Source organism: Massilia sp. Se16.2.3 (assembly GCF_014171595.1).
GTDB lineage: Bacteria > Pseudomonadota > Gammaproteobacteria > Burkholderiales > Burkholderiaceae_D > Telluria.
Genome location: NZ_CP050451.1, coordinates 1,062,595 through 1,083,348, shown reverse-complemented (window position 1 = coordinate 1,083,348; position 20,754 = coordinate 1,062,595). Strand labels below are relative to the sequence as shown.

16 protein-coding genes and 3 pseudogenes are annotated in these 20,754 nt (G+C 67.1%); 10 read left to right on the top strand and 9 right to left on the bottom strand.

From position 1 onward, the window contains the following. Positions 1 to 6: 6 nt before the first annotated feature. A complete protein-coding gene (locus tag G4G31_RS05060; protein WP_182990559.1) occupies positions 7 to 747 on the bottom strand; it encodes a DUF4142 domain-containing protein in 741 nt (246 codons plus the stop codon). Positions 748 to 862: 115 nt separating this feature from the next. Between G4G31_RS05060 and G4G31_RS28060 the strand changes: the two are divergent. The 3 genes and pseudogenes from G4G31_RS28060 to G4G31_RS27435 all read left to right on the top strand — a co-directional run. Beyond that, positions 863 to 2,524: pseudogene (locus G4G31_RS28060) on the top strand (carbamoyltransferase); the annotation flags it as partial. Between the two features lie 106 nt (positions 2,525 to 2,630). Then, positions 2,631 to 4,002: pseudogene (locus tag G4G31_RS28860) on the top strand (N,N-dimethylformamidase beta subunit family domain-containing protein). 157 nt (positions 4,003 to 4,159) lie between these two features. After that, positions 4,160 to 5,545, top strand: a complete 1,386-nt coding sequence (locus G4G31_RS27435; protein ID WP_267873654.1) for a glycosyltransferase family 9 protein — start codon at positions 4,160 to 4,162, stop codon at positions 5,543 to 5,545. Between the two features lie 39 nt (positions 5,546 to 5,584). On the opposite strand, the gene G4G31_RS05040 is transcribed toward G4G31_RS27435, so the two are convergent. Then, entirely contained in the window at positions 5,585 to 6,094 is a 510-nt protein-coding gene (locus G4G31_RS05040; RefSeq protein ID WP_229425372.1) for a glycosyltransferase family 9 protein, read from the bottom strand. Between the two features lie 512 nt (positions 6,095 to 6,606). On the opposite strand from G4G31_RS05040, the gene G4G31_RS05035 reads away from it, so the two are divergent. Further along, entirely contained in the window at positions 6,607 to 7,305 is a 699-nt protein-coding gene (locus tag G4G31_RS05035; protein WP_182990557.1) for a hypothetical protein, read from the top strand. On the opposite strand, the gene G4G31_RS25255 is transcribed toward G4G31_RS05035, so the two are convergent. Beyond that, complete coding sequence (locus G4G31_RS25255; protein WP_229425371.1) at positions 7,277 to 8,143, bottom strand: glycosyltransferase family A protein; 867 nt, start codon at positions 8,141 to 8,143, stop codon at positions 7,277 to 7,279. The two genes, G4G31_RS05035 and G4G31_RS25255, sit on opposite strands and share 29 nt — an antisense overlap. Positions 8,144 to 8,468: 325 nt before the next feature. Then, positions 8,469 to 8,942: pseudogene (locus G4G31_RS25250) on the bottom strand (DUF4254 domain-containing protein); the annotation flags it as partial. Positions 8,943 to 9,106: 164 nt separating this feature from the next. On the opposite strand from G4G31_RS25250, the gene G4G31_RS05025 reads away from it, so the two are divergent. Continuing rightward, the gene (locus G4G31_RS05025) at positions 9,107 to 10,891 is read left to right on the top strand and encodes a glycoside hydrolase family 2 protein (protein WP_182990556.1); all 1,785 of its coding nucleotides are present in this window, start codon (positions 9,107 to 9,109) and stop codon (positions 10,889 to 10,891) included. A gap of 98 nt (positions 10,892 to 10,989) precedes the next feature. Further along, on the top strand, positions 10,990 to 11,820 hold the full coding sequence (locus tag G4G31_RS05020; RefSeq protein WP_182990555.1) for an AraC family transcriptional regulator: 831 nt from the start codon (positions 10,990 to 10,992) through the stop codon (positions 11,818 to 11,820). Between the two features lie 57 nt (positions 11,821 to 11,877). On the opposite strand, the gene G4G31_RS05015 is transcribed toward G4G31_RS05020, so the two are convergent. Continuing rightward, a complete protein-coding gene (locus G4G31_RS05015; protein WP_229425370.1) occupies positions 11,878 to 13,068 on the bottom strand; it encodes an MFS transporter in 1,191 nt (396 codons plus the stop codon). 641 nt (positions 13,069 to 13,709) lie between these two features. Here G4G31_RS05015 and G4G31_RS05010 point away from each other — a divergent pair. Continuing rightward, complete coding sequence (locus G4G31_RS05010; protein WP_182990554.1) at positions 13,710 to 14,756, top strand: lysozyme inhibitor LprI family protein; 1,047 nt, start codon at positions 13,710 to 13,712, stop codon at positions 14,754 to 14,756. Here G4G31_RS05010 and G4G31_RS05005 read toward each other — a convergent pair. From G4G31_RS05005 to G4G31_RS04995, 3 genes are read right to left on the bottom strand one after another with little or no spacing between them, the layout of a single operon-like run. Further along, positions 14,753 to 16,057 (bottom strand): hypothetical protein, encoded by a 1,305-nt coding sequence (locus tag G4G31_RS05005; protein WP_182990553.1) that lies wholly within the window; start codon positions 16,055 to 16,057, stop codon positions 14,753 to 14,755. The genes G4G31_RS05010 and G4G31_RS05005 overlap by 4 nt on opposite strands. Further along, positions 16,054 to 16,701, bottom strand: coding sequence for a hypothetical protein (locus G4G31_RS05000; RefSeq protein WP_182990552.1), 648 nt, complete (start codon positions 16,699 to 16,701; stop codon positions 16,054 to 16,056). Before G4G31_RS05000 ends, G4G31_RS05005 begins: the two co-directional genes overlap by 4 nt. A 2-nt stretch (positions 16,702 to 16,703) precedes the next feature. Next, the gene (locus G4G31_RS04995; protein WP_182990551.1) at positions 16,704 to 18,410 is read right to left on the bottom strand and encodes an ATP-binding protein; all 1,707 of its coding nucleotides are present in this window, start codon (positions 18,408 to 18,410) and stop codon (positions 16,704 to 16,706) included. Between the two features lie 230 nt (positions 18,411 to 18,640). On the opposite strand from G4G31_RS04995, the gene G4G31_RS04990 reads away from it, so the two are divergent. The 3 genes from G4G31_RS04990 to G4G31_RS04980 all read left to right on the top strand — a co-directional run bounded on the left by G4G31_RS04990 (position 18,641) and on the right by G4G31_RS04980 (position 19,965). Further along, positions 18,641 to 19,189, top strand: a complete 549-nt coding sequence (locus G4G31_RS04990) for a glutathione peroxidase (RefSeq protein ID WP_182990550.1) — start codon at positions 18,641 to 18,643, stop codon at positions 19,187 to 19,189. A gap of 173 nt (positions 19,190 to 19,362) precedes the next feature. Next, positions 19,363 to 19,659 (top strand): DUF1428 domain-containing protein, encoded by a 297-nt coding sequence (locus G4G31_RS04985; RefSeq protein ID WP_182990549.1) that lies wholly within the window; start codon positions 19,363 to 19,365, stop codon positions 19,657 to 19,659. 99 nt (positions 19,660 to 19,758) lie between these two features. Next, positions 19,759 to 19,965, top strand: a complete 207-nt coding sequence (locus G4G31_RS04980; protein WP_182990548.1) for a hypothetical protein — start codon at positions 19,759 to 19,761, stop codon at positions 19,963 to 19,965. 118 nt (positions 19,966 to 20,083) lie between these two features. On the opposite strand, the gene ssb is transcribed toward G4G31_RS04980, so the two are convergent. Next, complete coding sequence (ssb, locus tag G4G31_RS04975) at positions 20,084 to 20,584, bottom strand: single-stranded DNA-binding protein (protein WP_182990547.1); 501 nt, start codon at positions 20,582 to 20,584, stop codon at positions 20,084 to 20,086. Between the last annotated feature and the right edge of the window lie 170 nt (positions 20,585 to 20,754).

Genomic DNA, 20,754 nt, shown 5'->3' with positions numbered 1-20,754 from the left:
CTTCCATCATACCGTGCCGGACCGGCGCGTGCCGACGCTGCGCTGCTCAGGGATGGCCAGCGTCTTGCCGAGTTCGTGCGCCATCTGCAGGTGCCCGGCCAGCGCCTCGCCGATCTGCCCTGCCAGCGCGCGAATCTCGCTGTCGCGCTGGTCCAGCGCATGCTGGCGGAACAGCTTGACGTCGCGTTCGTGCAGGTCGATGTTGTACTGGATCCAGCGCTGCTCGAAGTCGCGCCCGGACAGGCTGGCCAATTCCTCGACCGTCATTTCCTGCTCCGGCCGGATGGTCTGCGGTGTCGGCAGGCCCTTGCGCGCGGCCAGTTGTTCGATGTCGCGGCCCATGCGGCCGTGCTCGTCGATCATCGCCTGGGCAAAGGCGTGCACCGCGTCCTTGCCGGATTTTTCGAGCGCCAGTTCGCAGACCTGGATCTCCGCCATCGCATCCTGCATGGCCAGCACCAGGAAGGCATCGCTGCCGTCCCGGGGCAGTCCACCCGTCGGCGTGCCGGCCACGGACGCACCGTCGGCGCCGGAGGACCACGGCGCGCCACCCGGCAGCAGGCGCCCGAGGGCCTGGCTGACATCGGCCGGCGTCTGGTACGCGTCGCCAGGCAATTGCTCGATCGAGGCACAGAGCGCTTCGTCGGCGCCCATGCTGCGCGCACTGTCGAGCAGCGCCGCGCGCGACACCGGGTAGTCGACTCCCTTCAGGTATTTCCGGACCTGGACCGGATTGAGCGACGCCATGGTCCTCCCCCGTTTGGCGTGGGCACGCACTTTCTCAGACCGTGTTTGCGCGTCCGGGTTTCCGAGGCCGGCGCGCCGTGTGGCCGCGTCCGCTGCCTGACCGCATCGCGCCGGCATGGCTGAACTAATCCCAGCTCATCATGCTCAAAGAGTCACTGGATCGCTGCATCGCCCGAACAATACCGAGGAGAACACGATGAACGATGCACCCGTTGTGCTTGGCATTAACCGCACCCAGGACGCCAGCATCTGCCTCATGCATGGCTCGCAGCTGGCCTGGGCGATCCAGAAGGAACGGCTCACCCGAAAAAAACACCACTGGGGCAAACCAGGCGACCTGCGCGCGCATTACCTGCCCTCCCTGCCCGGCCTCGAGCGGCCGATCGACGTGCTGGTCGAATGTTATTCGTCGGATGCCGAAATCGGCTCGCTGGCCGAATACGAGGCCGAGCTGGCCGAAACCCTCGTGCTCGCCCCCGGCTGCCGCCGTGCCCGCATCTCGCACCACGTGGCCCACCTGTACAGCGTGTTCCACCCGTCGCCGTTTCGCGAAGCCGCCGTCATGATCGTCGACGGCCAGGGCAGCCCCGTCGCCGGCTTCACCGAATACTGGAGCGGTGCAAGCGAGGTACCCGGCGACTGGCGCGAAGTCTCGTCCTTCTATGTCGCCAGCCGCGAACGCTTCGCCTGCATCGACAAGCAGCTGTGGGACCGCGATGACGCCCGCCCGGCCGGGCTGGGCATGTTCTACTTCCTGCTGACCCAGGCGCTGTTTCCCGGCGAAGGCAACGAGGGCAAGGTGATGGGCCTGGCGCCGCACGGCAATCCCCAGGCGCTGGGACTGCCCCCGCTCGCGGTCGAGGGCTGCCGCGTCACCATCCCGCCGGCCTGGCGTGCGCTGCTGGGAGAGCGCGGCCGCTTCCTCTACGGCACGCCCGGCGTCGGCTTTTCCGATTGCGCCAACCTGGCGGCGGCCGGGCAACGCGCCTTCGAGGAAGCCCTGCTGGCCCCGGCACGCTGGCTCCATGCCGCCACCGGACTCGACAACCTGTGTTTCGCCGGCGGCACTGGCCTGAACTGTTCGGCCAACGAGCGCCTGCTGCGCGAAACCCCGTTCCGGCGCGTGTTCATTCCGCCCGCACCGAGCGACGCCGGCACCGCCCTCGGCTGCGCCATGTATGGCCTGGGCGAACTGGCCGGCCAGCCAGTGGAATTCCGCTGGACCCACGATTACCTCGGCCCGGAACCGCAGTTTGACGACATCGATACCGCGGTGGATGCGCTGCGCGACGCCCCCGACCTGCTGGTCGAACGCCTGCCCGGTCGCGACGCCCTGTGCGCACGCGTGCTCGACCTGCTGTGCGCACGCAAGGTAGTGGCGCTGTACCGGGGCCGCAGCGAATTCGGCCCGCGCGCGCTTGGCCACCGCAGCATCCTGGGCGACCCGCGCCGCGGCTATATGCGCGACTGGATCAACGCCCGCGTCAAGGCGCGCGAGTGGTTCCGCCCGCTCGCACCGGTCGTGCTGGAAGAACAGGCCGGGGACTGGTTCGACGTGCCCGGCCCCTCCCCTTTCATGCAGTTCGCGGCACCGGTGCGGCCCGAGCGCGCCAGCACGGTGCCGGCCATTACCCACGTCGACTGTACTGCCCGCCTGCAGACGGTGGGGCCCGGCGGCGATCCCCTGCTGCGCTCGCTGCTGCTGGGCTTTGCCGAACGCACCGGGGTGCCCGTGCTCCTGAACACCTCGTTCAACGGCAAGGACGAACCGATCGTCGAAACCCCGGCCCAGGCCGTGGCATCGTTCCGGCGCATGCCCTTGCACGCGCTGGCCATGCCGCCCCCTACCTGCTGCGCAAGCGCATCGAGCCGGAGCTGCCCGAATGATCCGTGCCTATCCGGGCCAGGCCAGCGTCCTGCCAGGCGAGCGGCTGGTGCTGCACGTCGCCACCGACAGCCGCCGCTTTCGCGTCCACTTCCATCGCTGGCGCGACGGCTTCGAGGCCCTGCACAGTTCAAGCTGGCTGCCGGGCGAACGGGCCGGCGAGCGCGGCGCCGGCGAAGACTGGGACTGGCCGGCCTACGCGTTCGAGGTGCCGGCACACTGGCCATCCGGGGTCTACATCGCCCACCTGGAAGAGGCCAAGGGTCCGCAGCCGCTGTCGCTTGCGCTCGACAGTGCCGCTGCCCTGTTCGTCGTGCGGGCACCGGCATGCCGCGGTGCCCGTGCCGGCCTGCTCTACAAGCTGCCGCTGGCCACCTACCACGCCTACAATTTCACGGGCGGGGGCTGCTACTACAGCAACCCGCCACGCTCGATCGACCCGCCTGGCGCACGCGTATCGCTGCGGCGGCCGGGCGGCGGCATCGGCGGGCCCACCTGGGGCGCGCCGGACCACTACGACGCCACCTCGCCGCGCCAGACCTTTGCCCATTGGGACGCACGCTTCATCCGCTGGCTGGCGCGCCAGGGCTATGCGCCCGATTTCTGTACCGATCTCGACATCCACGCCGACCCGGCGCTGCCGCTGCGCTATCGCTTGCTGCTCGCGGTCGGCCACGACGAATACTGGACCGAACAGACACGCGATGCCGTCGAGGATTTCGTCTCCTCCGGCGGCAACGCCGCCTGGTTTGCCGCCAACCTGTGCTGGTGGCGCGTCCACCTGGTCGACAAGGGCCGGGCCCCGGTCTGCCACCAGGGGCGGACCGCGCGGCGCCTTCGATCACTGGTGGCCGTCCAGTGGCGCCGCCCGTCCGGAAGACAGCCTGGGCGGCGTCAGCTACCGTCACGGTGGCGGCTGGTGGGACGGCGCACGCCAGACGTCCGGCTTCATCGTGCAGCAGCCCGGGCACTGGGTGTTCGAGGGAACCGGCCTGAGGCATGGCGACAGCTTCGGCGCCGATACCTGGCCGCCGCTGGCTGGCTACGAATGCGACGGCGTACCGCTCGACAAATTCGACCCGACGAGCGGTGTGGCGACACTGTCGGCCTGGTCCGACCAGGACGGCACGCCCGACGACTATCAGCTGCTGGCAGCCTGCCCGCTCGATCACCGCTGGCAGGAGCTCCCCGCACGCGCGCGCCATGCGGCTGGCGAAGGCGTGCACGCGGCGACCCTCGGCCTGTTCCATCGCGGCGGCACCGTGTTCTCCAGCGGCACCACCGACTGGGCGCAGGTGCTCGCCGACGGGCGCGACCGCCGGGTCGAGCGCATCACCCGCAACGTGCTGGACCGGCTGCTGCGCTACTGAATTGCAGTGGTCGATGGCGCAGCGTCGGTGGACGGAGAAGCCGCGAAGTCGGCGGCGCCGGCTGACGCCGCCCGTCAGGTTCTACAGGACACGCAAGCTTGGCACGACAGGACGATGTGGGACTCATCCATCAGACATGCATCCGAAGGAGGAAACTGTGTATCGGCGTCCGCTGTTTCACCGGCTCGACATCGAGTCCGTCGTCGTGTTTCGCGCGCTGCACCTGGGCGACATGCTGTGCGCCGTGCCCGCCCTGCGTGCCTTGCGCGCTTCGCTGCCAAAGGCCCGGGTCACCCTGGTCGGCCTGCCCTGGGCGCGCCAGTTCGCGCAGCGCTTTCGCAGCTATATCGACGACTTCGTTCCTTTCCCTGGCCACCCCAAGCTGCCCGAGCAGGAGGTCCGCCACGAGGCGCTGACGCCTTTCTATGCCGACATGTGCTCGCGCCGCTTTTCGCTGGCGCTGCAACTGCATGGCAATGGCCTCGTCTCCAACGAGATCGTCGCCGGCTTCGGCGCCGGCACCATGGCCGGCTATTGCCGCGACGAGCCGGTCGCCACCGAACACACCGTCCTGTTCCCCTATCCTGAACTGGGTGCCGAGTCCGAGCGGCTGCTGAGCCTTGTTGAACGCCTGGGTGCGCAAGCGGTCGGCGATTACCTGGAATTCCCGCTCGCCCAGGCAGACCGCCAGGAGCTCGAGGCCAGCGGCGTCGCCCCCGACCTGGCACCCGGCAGCTACATCTGCGTCCATCCTGGCGCCCGCAAGCGCGACAAATGCTGGCCGCCGCAACGCTTCGCCGAGGTCGCGGACCGCCTGGCCGCGGAATTCGGCGTGCGCGTGGTGCTGACCGGCTCGGCAGACGAAGCCGGACTGGCAAGCGAGGTCGCCAGCAACATGCAGGCCAAGGCAATCAATGCGGCGGCGCCGATCTCGATCGGCGCAATGGCCGCGCTGATGAAGAACGCCCGCCTGCTCGTGTGCAACGACACCGGCGTGTCTCACATTGCGGCCGGACTACGCCTGAAAAGCGTTGTCATCTTCAGCAAAGCCGATATCGCGCGCTGGGCCCCCCTCGACCGCGACCAGCACCGCTGCATCTGGGATCCCGACGCGCAGCGTTCGGCTGCCGTGCTCCAGCATGCACGCGCCTTGCTGGTCCGGCACCGACCCGGGACGGCAGCGCACGGCGGGGATGTGGCCCTACTGGTAAAGACCTGGAAAGCGGCCAATGCGGCGCAAACGCCAAGGAGCGCATGGCTCATCGATGCGATGCGGCCGGGTTGCCGGGCTGCCGGGCTGCCGGGGTTGCGGGTTGCAGGGTTGCGGGGTTGCGGGGTTGCGGGGTTCCGGGGTTGCGGGGTTCCGGGGTTCCGGGGTTGCGGGGTTCCGGGGTTGCGGGGTTGCGGGTTGCGGGGTTGCGGGGTTGCGGGGTTGCGGGGTTGCGGGGTTGCGGGGCTGCGGGGCTGCGGGGCTGCGGGGCTGCGGGGTTGCGGGGCTGCGGGGCTGCGGGGTTGCGGGGCTGCGGGGCTGCCGCCATGTTAGCCGGTGTCGATACACTGATCACGATGGCCCGGCGCTACCTCACGATGGCCCGGCACCCGCCTGCGCCAGCACGTCGCTCGCCAATACCACTACCTGCTCGACCGGCACGTCGGCGACGAAACTGGTGTCGTGCGCGCAACGGCTGCTCAGGTTGGGCAGGCCGCAGACGGGGCAATCCGTGCGCAGGGATAGGGCCAGCCGCAACAGGTGGGGCCGGAGCGGCATGCCGTCGATCAGGTTCGTCAGCCAGAAAATCCCGACGCACGGTGTGCCGATTGCCAGCGCCAGGTGCAGTGGACCGGTGTCGTTCGACACCACGCAGGTGGCACGCTCGATCAATCCGCACAGGCCGCCCAGGTCCAGCTTGCCGGACAGGTCGAGCGCCGGTGCGCGCATGGCACCGATCACGGCGCGCACCCGCGGTGCTTCGGCGGCCGTGCCGTTGACGGCGATGCGTGCCCCGAGTACGGCCAGCGCGTCGCCGACAGCGGCAAAGGATGCCGGCGGCCAGCAACGGCGCGGATCGGTCGAGCCGGGCTGCAGCAGCACCAGCGGTGCCTCATCCGGCCCGGCCCCGGCACTATGCTTGCGAGGGCAGCGGGAAGCCCCGCGAGATGTTGCAGCTGGTGTTGCGTCCCGCATCGAGCCGCGAACCTGGACGGGAGGTGGGCCGGGGACCGGATCGGAAAGCGGACCAGGAACTGGGCTGGGAATCGAGCCGGCGATCGGAGCCGGGACTGGAGCCGGGACCGGAGCGCGGATCGGGCCTGGCCACGGGCTGGAAGTCCAGCCGGTAACCGGCTCGACAACCGGGCAGGAATTCGGGCCGCACGCTGGGCCGGAGATGGGAACGCAACCTGGCGTGTGAAGCGAACCAGGCCCCGGGCGACCAGCCTCGCCACGCGTTGTCCCAGGCCTTGGGCCAGAACCCATGCCGAAAGTGAGCCGGAAATCGGGCCGTCAATCGAGCCGGGAGCTGCGCCGGCGACTGCATCGATCGCGCGCCCGGGAGCAGCGCCGACAGGCATCGCCGGCATCCCTTCCAGCACGCATGCCGCCGCATGCCGGTCTTCCTGCGTCACCGCCAGCTCCTGACCCATCACCAGCCCACCGGCTCCCGCCAATGCAGCGATATCGAGCAGGGCCAGGCGCCGATTGGTCGGTTCCGTGTAGCGCACCCAGCGGTCCAGCGGCTCAGCGTCCTCGGCGCGGGCACCGATCGTCACCCGCGCGCCGAATGCCCTCACCAGCGGATTGGCGTAACGGCCGCCACCGTACATCTGGCAGGCGAGGTCGAAGTCTTCAGCGCGCATGGCCTCGACAAATGCATGGCGGGCACCGTCGTCGGGAGCGTCCGGCGCCAGGCCGATGCCGGCCATCGGCGGCACCACCAGTACCCGGTCCACTGGCCCCGGGCGATGCGCCAGGAAGGCGCCATGCCAGGGCAAGCCCAGCAGTATCAGCTCAGCTTCTGGATAAGTTTGCTTGAGCGCGTGCAGGGCAGGCAGCGCGAACACGAAATCGCCCACGGCATTGGGCCGCAGTACGGCGATCTTGCGCACCCCGACGAGCTTGCCGGTGCGCCCTGGCGCCATCATGTCTCCTCCGTCGGCCGCCATGCCATCGGCAGGATGAAGCACTCAAGATGGACGGCGCGGGCAGGCGGCAACGACACCGCGCAGCTTGCGCTGCCTGGAAGGCGGAGGCGGGCACACAACGGGTGCGCCGGGCTCATCGCACCACCGCGCCCACCGGCGTAGTGAATTGCGTATCGACTTGCATATCGAATTGCGTATCGACTTGAATATCGACTTGCGTATCAATCGTCGTACCGCTTCGCGTGCCAGTTTGCGTATCGATTTGCGTATCGACTCGTCCATCGACCCGCCTGTCGATTTGCGTGTCGAGCTCCGTATCGCTTCGCGTGCCGGTTTGCGTGCCGCTCCCGCCAGGCGGCAGCCCCAGCAGGACGTGCGGCGCATCGACCTCGCGCATCGTGACGGTAGTAGGCAGCTCCATGTGATACGCCCCCGACGGCAAGATGCCGCAGCCGCCGTAGCGCTCCATGACGCGCAGTTGCGCCAGCACGTCTTCGCCGCAATGTTCGGCCGGCAGCGCCTGCCAGAAATCGAAGCCGCCGCAGTCGCGCAGCTTGGCCGCATCGAACAGGACGCAACCGCCGATCCAGGCAACCCGGTACAGGCGCGGCCCGCTCCGCTGCGCCAGGCGCGACTGCACATGGAACAGGTTCGCCGCGCTGTGCAGGTGATGGCGCGCCCAGGCGGCCGTGCCGGGACGCACCGTTTCGGGTACGACCGGCCCGTCCCAGAATTCGATGGATTCCTGCTCGGGCCGCAGCTGCCCCAGGTAGCTCAAGCCGTGCACGGCGCTGCCGACAAAGCCGCAGCCTTGCGCGCGCAGCGCAGTGTGCAGGCGCGCCAGCAGGCCGGGTTCGACGATGACGTCGTCGTCGAGAAACAGGCAGGCCGGTGCACTGGCCTGCGCCAGCAGGAAGGCGCGCTGCTCGGCCATGCCGCGGCGCGGCAGGTGGCGCAAGGTGTCGACCGCGATGCCGCGCGCACGCAGGTAGCGCAGCACGGCGCGCACCTCGGGGCTGCTCGCAGGCTGCCGCGCCTTCGGACTGGTCGGAGACGACGATGCGCATCGTCGGGCCGGTCTGCGCGGCCAGGGCCGTGAGCGTGACCGCCAGCGCGGTCGGGCGGCCGCAGGTGGGTACCAGCACATCGACGTCCGCCGTCACGGCACGCTCCGGCCCGCCGCCGGCGGCATCGGTGGACGCTGGGCTTGCCCGTACAGGTAGGGGATTCAGGGCCGGATCGTTGTACATCTTGTATTGTCGATAAACCTTGAAGTAGGCCCGGCCTTCCTGTGCCTCGCGCAGCAGGCGGTCGAGGCAGCCGGCCAGGTCGGCGCGCTGCGTGACGAGGCGCCCCAGCCTGGCCGTACAGGCATCGACATGGGTGGTGCCGGCATCGAGGCGCACCGTCTGTTCGCGCATGTGGTGGATCTTGAGCGCGAGGATGGACAGGCGGTCGATCATGGCACCGGCGGTCTCGCTCGACAGGCGTGCGTCGGGTATGGGCGTGACCCCCTCCAGCGCGGCGAGGATCGCTTCGTCGATGGCTTCGACGGCGTCGTTGCGCTGCTGGTTGTAGCTGTCGATGCGGCGTTTGCCGGCCGCGATCTCGGTGGCGGGTACATCCTGCCGGCGCGCTTTGTCTTCTTCACGCCACAGCAAACCATTAAATTGGTGGTTCGCGGCGATTGCCGGCCAGGCGCCGGCGGCGTCGACGGAAGGCGCGTCGGCGTGTGCCGGCAGGCCCAGGACAGCATCGTGATACTGGGTAATCGCGCGTGCATCGAGACCTTGGACCATCGTTGCCTCCGCCGTGAGCTATCGTTCCATACCGGTTGATGAGTGGGATGTGAGCGCATGTTGGAGGCCACGGGGGGCTTGTAAGTTCGACCGCTTTCAGGTGTACTTTATTCAAGCGCAAATCCAGGCAGTCCCGGTTTCCCCACCACGGTTTCACCCATATCATGCGCAGCAACGACAGCCCCAGCGCGCCCTATCCGCGACCGCAGATGGTGCGCCAGGAATGGTCCAGCCTCGACGGCTGGTGGGAATTCGCTTTCGACGATGGCGACCACGGATTGGCACAGCGCTGGTTCGACGGCCGCACGCTGCCCGAGCGCATCCTGGTTCCCTTCCCCTACCAGTCGCAGGCCTCCGGCATCGGCAGCCGCGAGATCCACGAAATCATGTGGTACAGCCGCGGTTTCGCATTACCCGAGGACTGGGACAGCGGCGCCCTGCTGCTCCATTTCGGCGCGGTCGACTACCGCGCCGACGTCTGGGTGAACGGCCGTGTCGCCGGACGCAACCGCGGCGGCCACGTGCCCTTCTCCTTCGATATCGCGCCCCACCTGCGCCCCGGCAGCAACCGCGTGACGCTGCGCGTCGAGGACCGCCAGGACCCCTATCAACCGCGCGGCAAGCAGTCGGCATCCGGCACCCCGGTGCGGATCTACTATTACTGCACCAGCGGGATCTGGCAGAACGTCTGGCTCGAGCCGGTCGCGCCGCTGCGCATCGACCACCTGCGCGTGCTCGAGGCGCATCCCGACGGCAGGCTGGCGCTGGCGGTGCAGGTCCACGGCCCGGCGGGCGAATGGGAAGCCGAGCTCGACGTGCTGGAAAGCCCCGACTGCGCCCGCCTGGTGACCGGCACGCGCAGTACCAGCAACGGCGCCAGCCTGGAGCTGCGCCTGCAGATTCCCGATCCGAAGGCCTGGTCGCCGGCGAGCCCCCACCTGTACGGATTGCGCGTGCGCCTGCTGCGCCGTGGCGAGCTGGTCGACACGGTGGAATCCTATGCCGGCCTGCGCTCGATCGAACTCAAGGACGGACAATTCCACCTGAACGGCAAGCGCTGCTTCCTGCTGATGGCGCTCGACCAGGGCTACTGGCCGGACACGCTGCTGGCCGCTCCCTCGGACGACGCCCTGCGCGAAGACGTCGCCTGGGCCAAACGCTTCGGTTTCAACGGCGTGCGCAAGCACCAGAAGATCGAGCACGAGCGCTGGCTCTACTGGTGCGACCGGCTCGGCCTGATGGTGTGGGAAGAAATGCCGAATGCGCGCTCGTGGTCCGAGGCCTCCGAAGAGCATCTCGAGGCCGAATGGCTGCGCGCCGTCATGCGCGACGCGAATCACCCGTCGATCGTCGCCTGGGTGCCGGTGGTGGAAAGCTTCGGCTTTCCGGAACTGGTGCGCCATCCGCACCAGCACGATTTCCTGGAACGGATGGTGGCGCGCACGCGCCTGGTCGATACGACGCGGCCCGTGATCGACAACGACGGCTGGCAGCATACCGACGTGACCGACATCTGCACCATCCACGATTACTCTCACCCGGTCGAGAAACTGCTGGAACGCTACGCAGGCACCCTGCAGACCGGACTGCCGCCGGACGCCACCTGGGTCAAGGGCCGCAGGCTGTTCCTCGAGGGGACACAGTACCGCGGCCAGCCGATCGTGTTTTCCGAGGTCGGCGGCTACCTGCTGGTGCCCGAGGGGCCGGAACGGCGGCGCGACCGCCTGTACGACCAGTACGGCAACGTGCGCAACGAGGACGAACTGGCGCAGCGCTACCGCACCTTGATGGAAGGGCTGGCCTCGCTGCCCTTCCTTGCCGGCCTGTGCTACACCCAGCTGACCGACGTCGAGCACGAGCAGAACGGGCTCCTGAGCGCGCAACGCGTGCCGCGCCTGCCGCCGGAACAACTGGCCGACCTGCACCGCAGGCTGTGGCCGGATGGGTGACGTGCCTGCCCTTCACGACAAACGCTGATTTCGCTTTATCACTTTGCAAAGGATAGCGGATCGTCCAGAATAGGCTGCCAATAGTCTGAATGGAGCTTATGGACAAGATTTCGTCGCTGGTCGGCCGCTATTCGTTTCATGCCCGGGTGTTCTTCAATGGCGTCTTCTGCGACGCCAACACCTTTGCGGAGAACCCGGCGTCCGGGCAGCTGCACCTGGTGCGCAGCGGCCCGGTGATCTTCCGCCAGGATGGCTTGCCGCCCCTCCGTGTGGACACACCCGCCATGGTGTTCTACCCGCGCGGCAGTGCGCACTCGCTGGAAGTGGCCGATGGCGCCAGCGCCGGCCTGCTGTGCGCCGACATCAGCTTTGCCGACGGCGGCGACAATCCGCTCGCGCGCGCCTTGCCGGAACGCCTGCACGTGCCGCTGGCAGGCATGCCGGCCCTGCACCACACGCTGGAACTGCTGTTCGCCGAAGCCTCCGCCAACAGCCAGGGGCGCGAGGTCATCCTCGACCGCCTGTGCGACGTGCTGATGATCCAGGTGCTGCGCCACGAATTCGAGCACGGCCAGCTGTCGATCGGCCTGCTGGCCGGCCTGGCGGACCGCCAGCTGGCGCTGGCGCTGGGCGCGATCCATGCCCGCCCGAACGAACCCTGGCAACTCGAAACCCTGGCCCGCGAAGCCTGCATGTCGCGTGCCCGCTTTACCGAACACTTCCGCAACGTGGTGGGGATGCCGCCGGGCGAATACCTGACGCGCTGGCGCATCGGCCTGGCGCAGGAGCTGCTGCGCCAGGGCATGCCGGTCAAGGTGGTCAGCAGCGAAGCCGGTTATACGAGTGCGCCCGCGTTCACGCGGGCGTTCACCGGACTGGTGGGAAGGTCGCCACGGCAGTGGCTGAAAGAGGCAACGCCGGATACGTGATCCGGCGCTGAAGGCGGGGAGAGCGTCACAGGTGCTGCGGGACGCTCGCGAAGCAGCTTATTTCAACAGGCGGGTACGGCTGGCCACGAAAGCGATCACCAGCGACAGCACGCCGACATAACCAATGGCCATCTGCATGCCCACGTGCTGGGCGATGGCGCCGATGACTGGCGGGCCCATCAGGGTGCCGCTGTAGGCCATGCTGGCCACGCCGGCCAGGGCGACCGGGCCCTGGGCACCGGCGGCGCTGAACACGAACGGGAACAGCAGCGACAGGCCGAGGCCGGCGACAGCGAAACCGCCCAGTGCGAAGTGCGCATTCGGTGCCAGTACGGCGAAGAACAGGCCGGCAGCCGAGACCAGAGCACCGGTGGCGATCAGGCGCTGGGCACCAAAGCGGGCCTTCAGCTTGTCGCCAACCAGGCGCGAGACCAGCATCATCACCGAGAAGCACGACAGGGCCAGCGGCGCCAGGCCGTCGGTGGCCTTGAAGTGTTCTTTCAGGAACACGCCGCTCCAGTCGGCGATGCTGCCTTCCGACATCGAGCCCAGGAAACCCAGCAGACCCAGCAGTGCCAGCGGACCGCGCGGCAGGGCGAACTTCTTCTTTTCGACCTTTTCGATGTCGTCGCTGATATCGAGCACCTGGTAGGCACCGAACAGGATCGCGGCCATCGGACCGGCAACCATCATGAAGTGAATCGCCGGAGCGACTTTCAGGCCGGCCATCAGGCTGCCCAGGGTCGCGCCCGCCAGGCCGCCGGCGCAGGCCAGGCCGTGCAGCATCGACATTTCCGACTTGCCAGTGGCTTTTTCGCGCTTGCTCGCGGCCGAGTTCATGGCGACGTCATAGGTGCTGGCGGTAACGCCCAGCATCAGCACCGCACCCATCAGGGTCTCTACGGTCGGGGCGATACCAATTGCCACCAGCACGGCCAGCAGGGCCAGGCCCGACATCAGCAGCGATTTACGGGCGCCAAACTTGCCCATCAGGAAGGACGAGACCGGGAAGGACAGCAGTGCGCCGACACCGCCGCACAGCAGCACCATCGACAGCGATGCGTGCGAAATATTCAGACGCGACGCCATGGCCGGGATGCGGCCGGCCCACGAACCCATGATCACGCCGAACACGGCGAACATCACCGGCAGCGACAGTTGCTGAACTTGTGCGACAACTTTGCTGCGGCGCGATACGGCGGCAGTGGCGGTGGTCGGAGCGGAAACGGCTGGAACAGAAGTTTGCATTTGGTATGAAATTATTTGTAAGTGCTTGTGCGGCAGATGTTTCTTAAGAGTTCGTTCTCGTCAGAAAAGTTTCTAACCGGAAGAAATTATTTTTTGCTGCTCTGCCGTTCGTAACTGACTGCTAACTGGGGCAGAAAAAACAAACGCCAACCGAAAAAAAGTTGGCGTCAGGAAGCTGATGGGAGGCAATTTTACGGGGTCTGACGCGGTTTTTCATTTTCCATGCGGAAAAAATTTATACGCGTTGCGTCACGTTCACACTCAAGGAATTAACAATTAACAGGGCATCACCACCTGTTAAAACTATTGAATGCAGACGATCCATTTTTGTGCGTTTGAGTGTAAAAGACTGTTGCCAGGCCTTGCCAATAGCCCCGCACGCTGTGCAATTCAACGCCATATAACGGTAATAAGAAAACCGAATAACAGTTAAGCCGGGAAGGTTTTCTTATTGCAGAGCACCAAAATATTTCACAAGGCGGAAGGAAAGAGCAGTTCGCATCGCGCATGTACTTGGCGAACGCGGCAATAACCTTGTGCCAGGTCAGCAAACCCGCGCCATTGCGTAATGTCACCATCCTCAATCCATGCACGCGGTAGCGTTAAAGCTTCCACACGGAAACTTTTTCGAGGAGAGCGCGATGTCCCGTGCGTACCGTTTGCCGCTGCTGGTCAGCGTCCTGGCAAGCCTGCTGGCCGATCCGGCCCTGGCGGCGCCCTATCCCAACGTCTATGGCGCGCCGCCGGAAGTCATGCGGGGTGCCGACTGGTACCGCCAGTGCATGCGCGTGCGTGCGCTGAGCATGCCGCGCGAACATGCACCAAGGGGGCAAGCCGACGGCAAGCGTTGCGATGCCGCTTCTCTCTATTACGACACGCTGAACATGCCTGAACCCGGCAAGGCCGACTGGGAACGCGTACATGCCTGCGCGGCCCGCACCAATGCGAATGGGGTCTTGATGATGTTGTATGCCAACGGCGTGGCCATGACGCCGCGCTTCGACCTGGCCTTGAAATACGCCTGCAGCATCCAGAGTCCGGTCGACGAGATGAAGAGCCGGGTGCAGCACCTGCGGCGGCGCGCCAGCGGAGAAGACGGCGCCCCGCTCGACGTCTGCGACGACGTCGCCAGCGCCGACAGCCGCGGACACTGCGCCGCCATGCGCGAGCGCCAGCGCGACAAGTCGCGCGGCGCCCAGCTGGCCGCCCTCAGCCGCAACTGGAACGCCAAGGAGCAGCTGGGCCTGGAGATGGCGACCAAGGCCGTGCATTATTTCGCCCAGCACCGGGTCGACTACGAGACCGACAGCAGCAGCGGTGCCACCCGCTCGCTGCAGCTCGACGCCCAGGCCGCCGAACTGGACATGTTCGCCGCCGACGTCCTGGCTGCCGAGGCCGGCAAGCTGCAGCGTTTTTCGGAAGCCGAGTTCGCCAGTCTGGACGAGAAGATGAACGCGACCTACCGCCAGTTCATGCTGACCCGGCCGGCCGGCAATTCCTACCTCGGCAGCATCCGCAAGACCGGCGTCGAGAAGACCCATCGTGCCTGGCTGGCCTACCGCGACGCCTTCGAACTGTTCGGCTCGATTCGCCATCCGCAGGTACCGGGTGCCACCTGGCGCGCCATGCTGACCGCACGCCGCATGGAGCAGCTGACCGAGCTCGACAACGCCGCCGCCGGGCGCTAATCCCCAACCCGGAAGAGCGCGCGCGATTCGAGCGGCAGCTCTTCCGTGCTGAGCACCACCAGGCGGTGGCTGGCGCGCGTCATCGCCATATAGAGTTTGCGCGCATCGCTTTCGCTCTCCCCTCCTCCGGCCAGCAGACTCTCCATCCCCAGCAGGAATACGGCGCCACCTTCCAGGCCCGTCGCCGTCTCCAGGTTCGCCAGGCGCAGGTAATCGGGACCATAGCCGCCAGGCGGCTGCTTCTTGTCCTTGTTCAGCCACCAGATCCGCTCCACCCCGAGCGCACGGCACAGCCGTTTGTACAGCAGGTGCTTCGGCGTGTCGCCGCCATAGATGACGAGGAAGGCCGACAGCGGCAAGCCGTGGGTCTGCGCCAGGCTGACGATCTCGTTGACGGCGCGGTCGACCGCGTCCTGCGGGCTGTCCACGCGCAGCAGGATCGGCGCGGCGCCCTCCTCCATGTCCGTAAAATCCGGCTCCAGGTAATGTTCCGGGTCGGCTTGTACCGCGCGCGCCAGCAAGGTCCCCGCCGTGTGCAGGATGGCCTGGGTGGTGCGGTAGGAACGCAGCAGCTTCTTGGTGCGCCCACTCACGTCCAGCCCGGCGTTGCGCCAGCTGAGGCGGCTTTTCATGAAGCCCTGGTTCGGATCGGCGCAGAGGAACAGGCGCCCGCCTGGCGCCAGCGCCAGTTTCACCGTGTGGAACCAGGAGGGCGCGAAGAACTGCGCCTCGTCGACCAGGATATGGGCATAGCGCTCGAGCGCCGCATGCGAGCCGGCGCGGCACACCTCGGTGGCAACCGCGCTCCACATGCGCAAGCCGTCGGCGCGCAGCGCGCCGGTGACCGCCGCGAACAGCTGCCAGACCTCGGCGCGCTCCTTCGCCCGCAGCGAAAACCCGCGGCCGGCGCGGCTGGTGTCCATGTACTCGGCTTCGCTGGCGACGAGCAACTCGTTGAGGAAGTCGAACTCCTCGATCAGTTGGGCTTCACTCAATTTCAGTTCGGGCCAGCGCACGCGCAAGCTGCGCACCAGGCCGGGTAGATGCTGCGGATCGCCCGGCATCTGCAGCGGCGCGCGGTACAGGCGGCGCCACTGGCGGTGCACCCAGGCGGAATAGGTCGCGATCTCGAGGTTGGCGGGCAAGCCGCCACGGCTGCGGTGCAGGCGCTCGCGCACATCCGCCACGATCGGCGTGTTGTGGATCAGGACCAGGATGCGCTCGTGCGGGCGCATCTCGGCCAGCAGCAAGGCCCGGCTGAGTGCAATCAGGGTCTTGCCGGAACCGGCGACGCCGTTCACCGGCGCACGTGCAAATCGCTTGCCGCCTGCGCCTGCTCTTGCGGAAGCTCCAGGTCGAGTTTGCTTGCCCATTCCTGCTGCGGATCGAGGAACAGCCCGCCCAGGCTGGCCAGGTTGTCGCGCCGGAAGCGGCGCCGCGCCACCGGCACCAGCGGCAGCGCCGACTCGGGGAACAGGCGCGTGCGCAAGGCGTCCTCGTCTTGCGGGTCGAGTGGCCGCTGCAGCGCCGCCAGCCCCGGCGCGCCGCGTTCAATAAAACGTTCGCGTGACAGCAGGCGCAGCCCGGGCAGGTCGCCCAGCTGGCGCGCCAGCAGCATGGTGTCGTCTTCGCTGCAGGCCCACAGGATCACCAGCTGCGGCAAGCCGGCGGGCAAGGCGGCGCGCCAGGCGGCCAGCTGGGCGTCGAAAGCCGCACGGGCTTCCGGGGCGAACAGCTGGCCGGCGTCGAGCGCGTCGAAGGGAGTGTCCACAGTAGCCAGCGCCAGCCAGCCGCGCTCAAGGTGCTCGATAAACAGCTCGGGCGCGGCGCTGCCCTCGCGCAGCACCTTGCGCACGCTGGTCGCGTCGTCCAGCCCGTTCAATACACGCTTGATCTGCAACTGGCGCCCGCTGGCGCGGGTCCATTCCGGAATGAAAAGGGCCATCGCTAGATGCCGATGTGGCGCGCTTGCTTGAGCAGCCCGCGATACAGCGCGAGGTGGCGCGCCAGGTGCTCGTCGACCGCGACGAAATCCGGCGGCAGCTCGGGACCGACGATCACCAGTTTCGTCATCGCGCGCGTGACCGACACGTTCAGGCGCTCCGGCTGGAAAAAGAACCCGGCGATCGCCGCCAGGAAGCGCAGGCTGCCCGTCGCCAGCGACAGGATGATCAATTCGCGTTCCTGGCCCTGCATGCGCTCGACGGTGTCGGCCACGATCGCGCGCGCCGTGTGCCAGCCGAACTGCTCGACAAGGGCGTTGCGCAACGTGCGGCCGTGCGCACGGAAGGGCGTGACGATGCCGATCTCGTGCGGCTGCAAGCCACCCTCCAGGGCGGCCGCGCACAGGCCGGCGACCAGTTGCGCATCAAGCGGGTTGCGGCTGCGCGCTGCGTCGTCGAGCGTCGGGATGAACACCAGGCTGGCCGGATCGCGCAGCACCGCGTCGTACGGGTCGCCGTCGCTGCGCGGGTGCAAGGCCAGCTTGCGTTCGCGGTTCGGACCGGCCGCGCGCAGGCGCCCACCATAGAAGGAGGCGCTCGGCCAGGCCGTCAATTCGCGGTTCAGGCGATAGGTATCGGTCAGCATCACGCTGTCGACGTTGTGCAGGGTGAGCTTGGCGAAGATCGAGCCGGGAATATCGTCCAGGATCGAGCGCGCCAGCAGCACCGGCGGCAGCTGCTTCTGGTCGCCGATGAAGACAAAGCGTGCGCCGCGCCGCATCGCCATCAGCGCCAGCGGCAGCGTCACCTGGCTCGCTTCGTCGAACACGACGGTGTCGAACTCGCAATTCTCCAGGCGGTAGCCGCAGGTGGCGAAGGGCGTGGCGCCGACCACGTAGCCGCCATCCATCGGCCGGCCATGCCAGGCGGCGAAGCTGTCGACGCTGGTCACGCCGGGTTCCAGCGCCGTGCCCCGGGTCTCGCGGCCGATTTTCGCCGTCGGTACGCCCGGGGCGGCGATCTTGTTCAGCGCGTTGTTGATTGCCATGTGGGTGTGCGAGGTGACCAGCACCCGCTCGCCGCGCGCGGCCAGCAGGCGTACGGCCAGCGCCAGTACCCGGGTCTTGCCGGTGCCGGGCGGGCCCTGCACGCAGGCGACCTGCTCGGCCGCGGCGATCTTGCCGACCGCCTCGGCCTGGGCCGCGTTCAGGCCCTCCGCCAGCGCGATGCTTTCCGCTTCCTCGAAGTCGCGCGGGTCGAATGCACTGTTGATGCGCCCATCAAGCAGAGGCATGAGGTGGCGGTGTGCGCGCGAGGGCGGGAGGGTTTCGCCGATATCGTCCAGCACCTCGTCGTAATAGCGCGACAGGTCATAATCGTCCGGGTCGGCATAGCAGGATTGTTCGCCGACCGCTTTCAGCACGCTGCCGGCATGGCGCAGCCGCAGCAGCCAGCGGCCCTCCTCTTCCATCTCGAAAGCCGCTTCGCGCGCCAGCATGTCCACCAGCGGTGAGCCGCCGTGCAGGCACACCAAGTCGCCTTCGCGAAAGCGCGATTCGCCCTCATCGGGATAGGCCCACACGGTGCCACTCACCGGACCCGCTTCCAGGCGCAGGAAGCGTTGCGACGCGCCCTTCGCCAGGCGGTCGGCCAGCGGCTGGCGCCAGGCCTCGACCAGCCTGTCCTGGGCCGCGGCGCGCTCGCGCGCCAAAAACCGCGCAGGCCGTCAAGCAGGCGCGCGTAGCGGCGTGCACGTGCGGCGCCCTGTGCGGCTTTTTTGTCTTCCTGCTGCGGCGATGTGCTGGCGTCCTGTTTCACACGGAGGCTTATAAGATGCCGCGTGCGCTGCCGTCAAGCAGCTTCAGGGCCGGGCGTGGCGCCGCCGGCACGGTTTTCCATCACGCGGTAGGATAGGCGTTCTGCATAATGAGGACCGACCACATGAGCACCACTTTGTTCGACATCCCGCTGCGCCGCCTCGAAGGCCAGCCGGCGACCCTGGGCGACTACCGCGGCAAGGTCATGTTGATTGTCAACGTTGCATCGCAATGCGGCCTGACGCCGCAGTACGCCGGCCTGGAAAAATTGTTCGAGGGCTACGAGGAACGCGGCCTGGTCGTGCTCGGCTTTCCGTGCAACGATTTCGGCGCCCAGGAACCGGGCTCCGAGGCCGAGATTGCAGACTTTTGCCAGCGCAACTACGGCGTACGCTTCCCGATGTTCGAAAAGGTGGAGGTGAACCGCGAGGCACGCCACCCGCTCTACCAGGAACTCGTTGCGGCCCAGCCGCAGGCACGCCAGGCGGAAGGAAGTACTTTCGGCGCCAAACTGGCCCAGCACGGCCTGAGCCCGAAGAATCCAACCGACATCATGTGGAACTTCGAGAAATTCCTCGTCGGCCGCGACGGCCAGGTGCTGGCCCGCTTCGCGCCGGACGTGAAACCGGACGATCCGGCGCTGGTGGCGGCGATCGAGGCGGCACTGGGCTGAGCGCAACGCTTCCACAAAGGGCATCACGCCCTTTGTGGCGCCACAAAGGGCATCACGGAATGGATCGCGGCCGATGAGGTCTGACGAACACCCTTATAAAAGGAGAACGTCATGGCCTATGTCGATGGTTTCGTGGTTCCGTTCCGAAAGACAAGCTCGACGCCTACCTGGACATGTCCAGACGCTGCGCCGCGATCTGGCGCGAGTTCGGCGCCCAGGAGTTCCGCGAGTGCGTCGCCGACGACGTCAAGCCGGGCAAGCTGACCTCGTTCCCGCAGAGCGTCGATTTGCGCGATGGCGAACTCGTGGTCTTTTCCTGGATCGTCTATCCCTCGCGCGCCAGGCGCGATGAGGTCAACGCGAAAGTCATGGACGACCCGCGCATGGCCGAGTTCATGAAACCCGAAAACATACCCTTCGACGGCAAGCGCATGATGATCGGCGGCTTCGAGATGGTGGTGGACGCCTGAGGGCTGCGGCAGGGAACATGGCTATGCGCATCGGATAGAGCATCGATGAGGGTTAGGCAGGGCACGGTGAGGGACGGCCGCGCGCAGTAAGCTGGCCTCATGTTGAAGAAGGCCTCCCCACGAAAGCTGTACGCGATGAAGCGCATGTCGCTGGCACTTGCCCGTGCTGCCGCTGCCAGGCCTTTCGGCCCGGCAACCGACAAGGCGCTGCGCTGGGCGACGGCCTGGGGCATGGCGTCGGGCATCCGCACGCCGCATGCGCCGCTGCGCTTGCGGCGCGATACGCTCGTCGGGTCGGCCAGTTAGCGCGCTGACAGGCGGGCGCAGGCGGGCACCTTCCGCAAACGCCGCACGCCCGCAGGCACAGGCGAAAAAAAAACGAAGCCCGCAGGCTTCGTTTTTGTTCAGGCGATGCGCAATCCGATCAGAACGGAATGTCGTCGTCCATGTCCGAGAAGTTCGGTGCCGGACGCTGTGGCTGCGGACGGGCTGCCGGGGCCGGCGGGGCCTGGCGCGGGGCAGAACGCTGTGGCGGCGCGTCGTAGCCGCCGCCGTCGTCCATGCCCATGTCGTTGCCGCCGCCCATGCCCTGGCGGCCGCCCAGCATCTGCATGTTCTCGGCGATGATGTCGGTAGCGTAACGCTCGATGCCGTCTTTATCCGTGTACTTGCGGGTCTGCAGGCGGCCTTCGACGTAGACCGACGAACCTTTTTTGAGGTACTGGCCGACGATTTCAGCGAGACGGCCGAAGAAGGAGATGCGGTGCCATTCGGTCAGCTCTTTCTGCTCGCCGGTGTTCTTGTCCTTCGACTTGAACGAGGTAGCGACCGCGATGTTCGCGATGGCGTCGCCGCTCGGCATGTAGCGGATTTCCGGATCGCGGCCGAGGTTGCCGACGATGATGACTTTGTTGACTGATGCCATGGTAAGACTCCTTCAGGATGATGTGAGCCCTGGCTCTGCAACTTGACTAAGCGCCAGGGAACGGGGAGCGCCTAACAGAACGTTCATGCAGCCATGAAGGTTTTGTTAGACGCTCCGGGTGTTTCAGCACGCTATTATGAGGCCAGCCGCCCACTTCTTAAAGTGGATTT

Excerpts from the sequence above, each read along its gene's own strand:
- ssb (WP_182990547.1), bottom strand. The coding sequence starts at position 20,584 with ATGGCATCAGTCAACAAAGTCATCATCGTCGGCAACCTCGGCCGCGAT.
- G4G31_RS05060 (WP_182990559.1), bottom strand. The coding sequence starts at position 747 with ATGGCGTCGCTCAATCCGGTCCAGGTCCGGAAATACCTGAAGGGAGTC.
- G4G31_RS04980 (WP_182990548.1), top strand. The coding sequence starts at position 19,759 with ATGTTGAAGAAGGCCTCCCCACGAAAGCTGTACGCGATGAAGCGCATG.
- G4G31_RS05020 (WP_182990555.1), top strand. The coding sequence starts at position 10,990 with ATGGACAAGATTTCGTCGCTGGTCGGCCGCTATTCGTTTCATGCCCGG.
- G4G31_RS04990 (WP_182990550.1), top strand. The coding sequence starts at position 18,641 with ATGAGCACCACTTTGTTCGACATCCCGCTGCGCCGCCTCGAAGGCCAG.
- G4G31_RS05010 (WP_182990554.1), top strand. The coding sequence starts at position 13,710 with ATGTCCCGTGCGTACCGTTTGCCGCTGCTGGTCAGCGTCCTGGCAAGC.
- G4G31_RS04985 (WP_182990549.1), top strand. The coding sequence starts at position 19,363 with ATGTCCAGACGCTGCGCCGCGATCTGGCGCGAGTTCGGCGCCCAGGAG.
- G4G31_RS05000 (WP_182990552.1), bottom strand. The coding sequence starts at position 16,701 with ATGGCCCTTTTCATTCCGGAATGGACCCGCGCCAGCGGGCGCCAGTTG.
- G4G31_RS05025 (WP_182990556.1), top strand. The coding sequence starts at position 9,107 with ATGCGCAGCAACGACAGCCCCAGCGCGCCCTATCCGCGACCGCAGATG.
- G4G31_RS05015 (WP_229425370.1), bottom strand. The coding sequence starts at position 13,068 with ATGCAAACTTCTGTTCCAGCCGTTTCCGCTCCGACCACCGCCACTGCC.
- G4G31_RS05035 (WP_182990557.1), top strand. The coding sequence starts at position 6,607 with ATGCCGGTCTTCCTGCGTCACCGCCAGCTCCTGACCCATCACCAGCCC.